This is a genomic window from Magnetospirillum fulvum MGU-K5 (genome assembly GCF_000442515.1).
GTDB lineage: Bacteria > Pseudomonadota > Alphaproteobacteria > Rhodospirillales > Magnetospirillaceae > Phaeospirillum > Phaeospirillum fulvum_B.
In genome coordinates, this window is sequence record NZ_AQPH01000023.1 from 1 (window position 1) to 9,933 (window position 9,933).

Genomic DNA, 9,933 nt, shown 5'->3' on the forward strand with positions numbered 1-9,933 from the left:
GCCACGGCGTTTTGCGCCGTGGCCTTTTTCGTTGGTGCTATCGCCGCTTGGCTCCGCGCCACGAGCCGCGCGGCCCCTTGGGCCTAACCAAACAGCCTGTTTGGTATTACGGCGGCAGGATCGCCTTGCGGGCGAGGATGTGATCGCAGACCGACGTGGTATCCCAGGTCGAGGCCTTGCCCAAGGCGGGGGCAATCGTCGGCCACGCCTGTTCAAACGCCCGGCGGCCCATGTCGCGCAGGTGAACCAGGAAATCCCAGGCCGGGGCTTCCTTGGAATAGACGCCAAGCGCGGCGATCTCGGCATCAGCCTCGATCCGGTGCAGGTTGATGTGGCGGAACGGATGCTGACCCGGTGGCGGGTCGGCGATCATCTTGGCATCGACCAGCCGGTTGACGGTTTCAATCGTGTTGATCTCGTGGATCAGCGCGGCGTTGAAGGTCAGTTCATTGAGGCGGTCGGCGACATGACGGGCGCTGCGCGGCGGCGGACCGTCGCGTCGCAGCGGGTTGATCGTGACCAGGACAAGGTCGTTGGCCTCGGTCTCGCGCAGCCGTTCGGCCAGACAGGTCAGCGGCGGATTACCGAGATAACCGCCGTCCCAATAAAGATGTCCGTCGATTTCGACCGCCGAGAACGGAGCGGGCTTGCAGTTCGAAGCGCGTAGCGCATCGGGCGAGACCGCGCCATCGACGAACAGCTTGCGACGCCCCTCGCCGATATCGGTGGCGGCGATCACCAGAGACGGGGTTCCCGGTTGAGGCAGGGCGAAGATCGCCGGGATTTCCGGCATCACCTCGCGCAGTACCGCTGATAGCGAGCCGCCCAGCCCGGTTTCCGCCACTGGCGACGTCGATCCGGCGACGTCGGCCCAGCGGGCGGCGGTGCTGTCGTCGATATTCCAGCCCGAGCCGAGAGTGACGGCAGCGACAAACGGGTTGCCGCTCCAAAAGGCGACGCGGGCGATCGTCTCCCACAATTCGCGGATTTTATCCCGTCCCGCTTCGGCGATGCGGCGGGTTCGGGCGGTGGCGGGTCCGGGCTGCCCCGCTCCTTGATGGCAGCCATAGGCGAAGGCGGTGGCGGTCAAAGCCCCCGACGATGCCCCGCTGATTCCGACGATTTCGACGTTTCCGGCGACGACCTGATCAAGCAGGCCGTCTAATACCCCCCAGGCAAAGGCACCGTGGGTCCCGCCGCCTTGCAAAGCCAAGGCGATTCTGTGTGGTTTTTCCATGTTTCGCGCCTCCCGCAACCTGTTCAGCCGCCGCGCACTTTTTTGTTTAGGGTACGCTGAACCGTGGGGCAGGGCAACCAATGGTGTTGAGACTGGTCAGGCCGGATCGTCGTGCGGTCGGGGGATTCTGGCACGCCATGCGTGGGGATCGGGGGAGGGGGCGTCAACCGCCTTTGCCGTCTGCGGTGTTTCGTGTATGTAGAAACCTCCGTCGCCGCCGCCTTTGCTCGCGTCCGGCTTCTCCCCCCTTCCTCGGAAAGGACCCGCATGACCGCTCCTGCACCCCTGATGGCCGGAAAGAGAGGCCTCGTCATGGGCGTCGCCAACGACCGCTCCATCGCCTGGGGCATTGCCCAGGCCGCGCGTGCCCAAGGGGCGGAGCTCGCCTTCACGTACCAGGGCGAAGCTCTGGAAAAGCGGGTTCGTCCGTTGGCGGAAACCGTCGGCTCGTCGTTGGTACTGCCCTGTGATGTCTCGGACGAGGCGTCGATCGATGCCGTGTTCGATACCCTTGCCAAGACCTGGGGCAAGATCGACTTCCTGGTCCACGCGATCGGGTTCTCGGACAAGGAAGAGCTGCGCGGCCGGTATGCCGACACCTCGCTCCAGAACTTCCAGAACACGATGCACATCTCGGTGTTCTCCTTCACCTCGGTCGCCCGTCGCGCCGCGGCGTTGATGCCCGATGGTGGATCGCTGCTGACCCTGACCTATTACGGGGCCGAGCGGGTGATGCCGCATTACAACGTGATGGGCGTGGCCAAGGCCGCTCTGGAAGCCAGCGTGCGCTATCTCGCCGTCGATCTCGGCCGCGACAATATCCGCGTCAACGCGCTGTCGGCCGGTCCGATGAAGACCCTGGCCGCCTCGGGGATCGGCGATTTCCGCTATATCCTGAAGTGGAACCAGTACAACAGCCCGCTGAAGCGCAACGTCACCCTCGAAGATATCGGCGGTGCCGGTCTGTACCTGCTGTCCGATTTGTCGAGCGGCGTTACCGGCGAAACCCATCATGTCGATTCCGGCTATCACGTCGTCGGCATGAAGGCGGTGGACGCTCCCGACATCAACGTCGCGAAGGACTAGAGTCCGTGTCGGGCAACGCCTTCGGCCATCTGTTCCGCTTCACCACCTTTGGCGAAAGTCACGGTCCGGCGATCGGATGTGTGGTCGATGGCGTTCCGGCGCGTATTCCGCTGGCCGAGTCGGACCTTCAGGTCTGGCTCGACCGCCGCCGTCCTGGACAGAACCGCTTCACCACCCAGCGGCGCGAGCCGGATACGGTGAAGATTCTCTCCGGAATCTATCAGGGCCAGACCACCGGCACCCCGATCGGCCTGCTGATCGAGAATACCGATCAGCGTTCGAAGGATTACGGCGAGATCGCCGATCGCTTCCGCCCCGGTCATGCCGATTGGGTCTATCAGCAGAAATATGGCATCCGCGACCCGCGCGGCGGCGGACGCTCCAGCGCCCGCGAGACCGCGATGCGGGTTGCCGCCGGGGGCATCGCCCGCAAGGTGCTTGACGCTTTGGTGCCGGGCGGCCTGTCCATTCGTGGCGCGATGGTCCAGATGGGGCCGCACGCGATCGATCCCGCCCGCTGGGATTGGGACGCGATCGAGGCCAATCCGTTTTGGTGCCCCGACGCTACCGCCGCTCAAGAGTGGGAAGGCTATCTCGACGGGATTCGCAAGTCCGGCTCGTCGATCGGCGGCATCGTCGAAGTGGTGGCCAAAGGCGCTCCGGTCGGCCTCGGTGCGCCGGTCTATGACAAGCTTGATGCCGACCTTGCCAAGGCGATGATGAGTATCAACGCGGTCAAGGGGGTCGAGATCGGGGCCGGGTTCGCCGCCGCCGCCTTGTCCGGCGAAGACAATGCCGACGAGATGCGGATCGGCCCCGACGGTCAGCCCTGCTTCCTCTCCAACCGCGCGGGCGGCATCCTCGGCGGCATTTCGACCGGGCAGGACATCGTTGTCCGTCTGGCCGTCAAGCCGACCAGTTCGATCCTGACGCCGCGCCGCAGCATCGATATCACTGGGGCCGAGGTCGATGTCTCGACCAAGGGCCGCCATGACCCCTGCGTCGCGATCCGCGCCGTGCCGGTGGCCGAGGCGATGATGGCCTGCACCCTGGCCGACCATCTGCTCCGCGCCCGCGCCGTCGCGCGCTGAGCTAAGAAAACAGGGGAGGTTTGGAGGCGGATGCCCCCAAGCGGGGATCGGGGCGGCAGCCCCGCATCGCTCCTAACTTATTTCCGCAACAGCCAGCGATCTTCGGCCGCGGGGGCGTCGATCCGTAACGGCAGCGCCCGCAATTCGTCGTAGAGGACGCTGCCATCGACGGCAAGCGGCAGCGCGTCGATCACCTCGATCCGACGCGGCACTTCGGCCTCGCCGCGCCGCAGCCGGACCCAGGCGCGTAACGCGTCCGGGTCGGGCGTGGCTCCGGGGCGGGCGACGACGAAGGCCCGCAGGCTGCCGTTCTCGAGATCGACCAGACCGGCGGCGGCGATGGTGGGGTGGTCGGCCAGCGTTGCCTCGATCTCGTCCAGCCGGACCCGGTGGCCGGCGACCAACGCCACGCCCTCCTCGCGGGCCAGCGGCTCGGGCCACAGGTAATTGTCGAGGTCGCGCATCCCCAGCCGTCCGGTCAGCAGCCAGCCCCGGACCCGTCGCGCCGGTCCACTGGTCTCGCCCCAATAGCCGAGGATGTTGCCCGGAGCGTCGGCCGACACCGCCAGGATGCCACGGTCTCCGGCGCGGACGGGGCGGCCGTGCTCGTCCACCGCTTCGACGGTCAGGCCCGGTGCGGCACGGCCGGGCGAGGGCGGGCGTAATTCCATCATTCCAGCCAGATTGGCGGTCACCGCGCCGGTCTCGGTCACCCCCCAGGCTTCGTTGACATGAACGCCGAAGGCCCGCAGCGCGGTTTCGTGCAAATCGAGCGACAGCGGGTCTGGGCCGCTGGCGATGGCGCGGGGACGGGCAAAGGGACGCGTCGCCGCCTCGACCAACGGGGCGACCTGTGCCGACGGTAGCCACAGCGCCCGCACCCCGTGACGGCCGATCAGGTCGAGGCTGCGGCCCGGATCGAACCGCCCCGGCGCGGCCAGCACCGCGACGCCGTGATGCCAGGCGGGCAGCACCAGCCGGAACAGGGCTTCGGCATTCATCCAGTCGGCCGGGGTCCAGGCGATGTCGCCGAACTGGGGGAACAGACCCATCGCCAGTTCGACTGCCGGAAGCCCGCCCGCCATCGCGCGATGGGCATGGACCAGCCCCGGCGGCCGCCCGGCTCCGTCGGTGGGATAGAACACGAAGGCGGGGGTGTCAGGCTGGGTCACCAGTGGAGCAAAGCTGTCCGAGGCGATCTCCAGCGCGGGCCACAGCGCCGGAGCGGCGGGACCATCGGCTTCGCCCGCGATCAGGACGGTCAGCAGATCGGGCAGCAGCGGCCGTGCGATCTCGATCACCGGCAGCAGCGCCGGGTCGGCGATCAGGGCGACCGCGCCGGAATTGCCCAGCCGCCAGACCAGCGGCTCGGCCCCCAACTCCAACGGCAGCGGCACCGCCAACGCTCCCATCCGGGGAATCGCCAGCAGGGCGATGGCCGCATCCAATCCGGGCGGCAGCGCCAGCGCGACCCGGTCGCCGGGGCGCACCCCCCGCGCGGTCAGGACGTTCGCCAGCCGGTTGGCGAGCAGACGCAGGATGTGAAAGGTATAGCGCTCGGTGGTGCCGTCTTGCTGTTCGACGATCAGCGCGGTGCGGTGCCCATCGGCTCCGCCCAGGGTCTGGCGGTCACAGACGTCGAAGGACAGGTTGTAAAGCTCGGGGATTCGCCAGCGGAAGGTGCGGCAAGCTTCCTCGTAAGAGCGGGGATTGTTCAGCACGGCGCGTCGGTCCGGGGGAGGGAATTAGGGCGTGGCTGGGCGGTCATAGACGTGTAGCCCATGGATGATTCCGCCGGAGGAATCGAAACGTGATGCGAAGATATCAAACAGGAAGCTTTGATCTCGCTCAAATTTTTGAAAAATGGCATAGGCGATCAGATCGGCAAGTTGGACCAGCCTGGAATTTCTTGAATCGAGAAAGACCGGAACCTCAGCCATGTTGCGAAGTTTTCCGAATGAGTGCCCATTGTTTTTGAAGTCGATGGCTAAATTCTGAATTGCCGCCTCGCGCGTCGATTTGTCGAGGATCATCAGCCCTCTTTGCGGATTTCCGCTTTTGAACAGGCGCATCAGATAATGGTCAAAGCGGCTGCTGATCTGTTCAAAGGCATAATCGACCGCGTCACGGGGCGAAATCGCCTCTTTTTGGACGGCGACGCCAAAGGCACGGTTGTCGCGGTGTGAAACGGCAAAGACGCCCAGGGCATCGCGGATCGCCTGGATACGGTCGGAGCGCGGCACGGAACGCCAGAACTTCGAGCCGGTCAGCATCGGCGAACCGTGCAGTTCGACACTGCTTGGATCGGCGGGATTGAACCGGGCCGCGATTGCATCGAGCTGTTCCGACAGCCAGTGCCCTTGTCGTTCGAACACGGAGAGCCCGGCGAGGACGAAATAGCGCTGGCTTGCGTCGTTGGAATTGCCCGAATCATCAAGGTAAAGCAGGTACACTGCCGGTCCCTCCCTGGGCACAAAAAAGGTGGACGGGGGAGAACCATGTCTCGACGGTCCGCATAGGGCGAACCTCCCGGCCACGCTGAATCTTCGCTCCCGCCCGACAGCGCTGTCAATAAATATTGTTTCCTTTAGCGGTCGATCGGCATCAGCTCTTCAAGCCACAGATAGGTCTCGACATCGTCGAACATTACCCCGTCGAAGCCAAGGTCCATCACGCCCGCGATATACTTGCCGAGCAGGGTTTTCCACTCGGCGCTGCCGACGTCGGCGATATAGGTTCCCGGCTGGTCGTCATGGGCGAACAGGAAAGCGGGGGCACCGACCTCCCAGCCTTTTTGCCAGTACCAGCGCCAGTCATAGGCCCGTCCGATCGGCATCACCGCGAGTACCTGACGGCGCGGCCCCAGCTTCTTGAACTTCATCTGGGCGACATCGGCCTTGACCAGGAAATCGACGCCGCGATGGGCGACGTCGATCACCACCATGTCGTAATTGCTGTTCGAGATCGCCTCGACAAAGCGGCCCTTGCTGCCGAACCCGTCCGAGCGCAGCAGCGGCAGCCAATTGTGAATGACGTTCAGCGAGAGGATTTCGCTCGCATTCTCGCCGGGCGGATGCAAGCGGGGCGGCTGGTCGAGCCGGGCCGTGCCGATCATGGGATAGGAGGTGACGTGGTCGCGGGCGGCGCCGCGTAACGCGGCTTCGGCCGCCGCCGGGGCGGGGCAGGCATCGACCGACAGCAACGCCCGCCCCTCGGCCCGGATCGCGTCGGCGGCATAGACGATGCGGCGGACCCGCTCGGCCTTGTCCAGCTTCTCCTTGATCTCGGCGGCGCGGCGCAGTTCGACCGCCGGATCGTTGCTGAACGGCCCCATCTCGACCGGAATCGGCGGGCGCTGGATGCCGATCTTTTTTTCGCTGTCGATGAGGGCATCGTCGGCCTTGCGTTCCTTGATCGCGTCGGCCAGCGGCTTGTCGAGGACGTTGGCCCCGCAATACAGCCCGTCGATGACCAGTCCGTCGAGCAGCTTGACCAGCGGCCGGAACACCGAGCGTTCGGGCAGACGGCGATAGAACCCGCTGCTGGAGGGATCGTGCAGCGCTTCCCACTGGACTTCCCAATCGCCCTTGACCAGCAATTCGACGCCGCCGCGCATCAGTACCTGGAAATTGGGATCGCGTTTCTTGGCATAACTGGCCAGTTCGATCAGCACCGCGCGGGTCTGTTCGCGGACGTTGGGGACCTGCTCGGGCGGCGGGGGCACGAAGTCGCGCGGCTTGTCGAGCGCCAGCGCGGGCGAGGCCAGCAAGGCGAGTGCCAGCGCCAGAGTCCGTCCCGTCCGTCCGCCCCTTCTCATGACAGCAAATCCCGGACGTGATCGGCGATGGCGAGGCTGGCGGTCAGGCCGGGGCTTTCGATCCCGTACAACGCCACCATTCCCGGCGCGCCGGTCTCGGCCGGGCCGTGGATCAGGAAATCGCGTCCCGGCTGGTCGGGGGCGTGAATCTTGGGGCGGATGCCGCAATAGGCCGGGGCCAGCGCGCCATCGGGCAGGCCTGGCCAATACCGGCGAATTGCTTCGTAGAACACGTCGCCCCGGTGGGGATCGACGGTATATTCCTCGCGCTCGATCCATTCAACGTCGGGACCGAAGCGCCCGGCGCCGCCGAGATCGAGGGTGAAATGAACCCCCAGCCCGGCCGCGACCGGGACCGGATAGACCAGCCGCGAAAACGGCGTCCGTCCGGTCAGGCTGAAATAATTGCCCCGGCACAGGTAAGCGGGCGGCACGTCGGCCAGTCCCAGCGCCGCCCCGATTCGCGGCGCGGACAGACCGGCGGCCAGCACCACCGAGCGGGCGCGTAACCGCATCGGTTCGGCTCCGCCGGTTTCGATCAGCATCGCATCGCCGTCGGCGTGGCCGCCGGTGACCGGAGCGTGAAAAGCGATCATCGCGCCCGCAGCCTCAGCCTCGCCTTGCAGCGACAGCATCAAAGCGTGGCTGTCGATGATGCCAGTGAAGGGCGACAGCAACGCGGCGGTGCAGACGAGATTGGGCTCCAGCGCGCGGGCCTCGGCGGCATTCAGCATCCGCAGCCCCTCGGCTCCGTTGGCCTGACCACGGGCGAAGATCGCGGCCAGGGCGGCTTCCTCGCTTTCATCGGTGGCGACGACCAGCTTGCCGGGCAGGGAATGGGGGATCCCGCAGCGGACGGCATGGGCGCGCATCAAGCGGCTGCCCGCGACGCACAGCCGCGCCTTCAACGAGCCGGGCGCGTAATACAGACCGGCGTGGATCACCTCGCTGTTGCGGGACGAAATCCCGGTGCCGATCGCGCCCTCGGCTTCCAGCACGATCACGTCGCGTCCAGCCTGGGCCAGCGCGCGGGCAGCGGCCAGCCCGACCACGCCTGCGCCGATCACGACGCAATCGACCGGCTCGGCATCCTGCTCCGTCAACACTTTGTCTTTCCCCCGGAAGTAATCCTCTACATCTCGCGAAGCATACCACCGGGGCCAGACCTGCGGAAGGCGCATGGTCATTGCGTGCCAACGCGGCTAACGGTAGAATCCGTCACCGATCATCACGCGGCCTCCCTGTCTCGACCCAACCGACGCACGCCCCCGCTTCTTTGCGAGGTTTTCATGACCAAGCGCGCTCATGTCATCGTCGTCGGCAATGAAAAGGGGGGGAACCGCAAATCGACCATCTCGATGCATCTGATCGTCAGCCTGCTCGAACGCGGCCTGTCGGTCGGCAGCATCGACCTTGACGCCCGTCAGGCAACGCTGACCCGCTATCTCAAGAACCGCGAGGCCCGCGCCGACCGCGCCCAACTGGGGCTGGCGATGCCCGATCATATCGCGGTGCCGCCGACCCACGATCCCAAGGAGGACGAGGCGCGGTTGCTCGACACCTTCAACCAGTTCGCCAACGCCCATGACGTCATCGTGATCGACACTCCGGGCAGCGACCATGCCCTGTCGCGGATGGGACATTCCTTCGCCGACACCCTGGTGACGCCGTTGAATGACAGTCTGGTCGATCTCGACGTGCTGGGGCGGGTCGATCCGGCGACGATGAAAATCCTTCGTCCCAGCCATTACGCCGAAATGGTGTGGGAGACCAAGAAGGCGCGGGCGATGCGCGGCGAACGGGCGGTGGTCGATTGGATCGTGCTGAGAAACCGGCTGTCCAATCTCGACGCCCGCAACAAGCGCGAGATGGAAAAGCTGCTGGCCGATCTGGCCCGCCGGGTCGGATTCCGCGTCATTCCCGGCCTGGGCGAGCGGGTGATCTATCGTTCGATGTTTCTCGAAGGGCTGACCCTGCTCGACCTGCGCCGCAAAATCGAAGGCTTCGATCTGTCGATGAGCCATGTCGCCGCCCGTCAGGAATTGCGCACTCTGGTCGACGCAATCGCCCTGCCGAAGCTGGGCGGAGCCGGGCCGGGGCAGGGGGGATGATACGCGGTTGGCGTTTTTCCGATTGCCTCTGCCCCCCGGTATAACCATATGCTGTGAGATGAAGTGCGCAGCTCGATCTGACGTGCTAATCTCGGAGAACATATGCAAAACATCGATAAACAGGCCAAGTCCAAGGCCAAAGCTGGCTTTGGCGAGCGTCTGAACACGGCCGCCGCCGCCAAGAAGGCGATGGTTGAGAAGTGGCGCGCCAACAAGATCGATACCACCGATCCGGTCTATCTGGAGAAGCAGGCGGCCCTTCAGGTCGCCGCTGCCGCCCGTGCCGAACGCGACGCCCAGCGCAAGGCGGAGAAAGAGGCGGCCAAACTTCAGGCCATCGCCGACCGCAAGGCGGAAAAGGACGCCGCCGCCGCTAAGATCATCGCCGATCAGGCCGCCGCCGAGGCCGCCCGGATCGAGGCGATCGCCGCTGAGGCCGCGCTGGAAGAGCAGCGCAAGGCCGCCCGCGACGCCCGTTATGCCGCCCGCAAGGCGCGCAGCAAGTAAAGTGCCGGGTCTCCGCTTCCGCCGGTCGGACGATCGGGGGAAGCGGGGTACTTGTCGGCCCCCCCGTTTGTCGTGATAAGCTCC

Annotated in this window: 9 protein-coding genes; 4 read left to right on the forward strand and 5 right to left on the reverse strand. The window is 65.7% G+C overall.

Annotation, left to right across the window (positions count from 1 at the left end; all coding sequences use genetic code 11):
* Positions 1 to 106 precede the first annotated feature (106 nt).
* Positions 107 to 1,237 carry a patatin-like phospholipase family protein gene (locus K678_RS07830; protein WP_021131922.1) on the reverse strand — a complete coding sequence of 377 codons (1,131 nt, stop codon included), beginning with the start codon at positions 1,235 to 1,237 and terminating at the stop codon, positions 107 to 109.
* Between the two features lie 267 nt (positions 1,238 to 1,504).
* On the opposite strand from K678_RS07830, the gene fabI reads away from it, so the two are divergent.
* Positions 1,505 to 2,323, forward strand: a complete 819-nt coding sequence (gene fabI, locus K678_RS07835; protein ID WP_021131923.1) for an enoyl-ACP reductase FabI — start codon at positions 1,505 to 1,507, stop codon at positions 2,321 to 2,323.
* Positions 2,324 to 2,328: 5 nt separating this feature from the next.
* Positions 2,329 to 3,414 carry a chorismate synthase gene (gene aroC, locus K678_RS07840; RefSeq protein ID WP_021131924.1) on the forward strand — a complete coding sequence of 362 codons (1,086 nt, stop codon included), beginning with the start codon at positions 2,329 to 2,331 and terminating at the stop codon, positions 3,412 to 3,414.
* A 77-nt stretch (positions 3,415 to 3,491) separates the two neighbouring features.
* Here aroC and K678_RS07845 read toward each other — a convergent pair whose 3' ends face one another.
* From K678_RS07845 to K678_RS07860, 4 genes are all read right to left on the reverse strand, one after another.
* Positions 3,492 to 5,135: an AMP-binding protein gene (locus K678_RS07845; protein WP_021131925.1), complete on the reverse strand. Its 1,644-nt coding sequence runs from the start codon at positions 5,133 to 5,135 to the stop codon at positions 3,492 to 3,494.
* A 24-nt stretch (positions 5,136 to 5,159) separates the two neighbouring features.
* Positions 5,160 to 5,867, reverse strand: a complete 708-nt coding sequence (locus K678_RS07850; RefSeq protein WP_021131926.1) for a DUF3800 domain-containing protein — start codon at positions 5,865 to 5,867, stop codon at positions 5,160 to 5,162.
* Between the two features lie 134 nt (positions 5,868 to 6,001).
* On the reverse strand, positions 6,002 to 7,231 hold the full coding sequence (locus K678_RS07855; RefSeq protein WP_021131927.1) for a hypothetical protein: 1,230 nt from the start codon (positions 7,229 to 7,231) through the stop codon (positions 6,002 to 6,004).
* On the reverse strand, positions 7,228 to 8,337 hold the full coding sequence (locus K678_RS07860) for an NAD(P)/FAD-dependent oxidoreductase (RefSeq protein WP_021131928.1): 1,110 nt from the start codon (positions 8,335 to 8,337) through the stop codon (positions 7,228 to 7,230). Before K678_RS07860 ends, K678_RS07855 begins: the two co-directional genes overlap by 4 nt.
* A gap of 183 nt (positions 8,338 to 8,520) precedes the next feature.
* Between K678_RS07860 and K678_RS07865 the strand changes: the two genes are divergently transcribed.
* Entirely contained in the window at positions 8,521 to 9,342 is an 822-nt protein-coding gene (locus K678_RS07865) for a division plane positioning ATPase MipZ (protein WP_021131929.1), read from the forward strand.
* Between the two features lie 102 nt (positions 9,343 to 9,444).
* Positions 9,445 to 9,849, forward strand: a complete 405-nt coding sequence (locus K678_RS07870) for a DUF6481 family protein (RefSeq protein WP_021131930.1) — start codon at positions 9,445 to 9,447, stop codon at positions 9,847 to 9,849.
* Positions 9,850 to 9,933 lie beyond the last annotated feature (84 nt).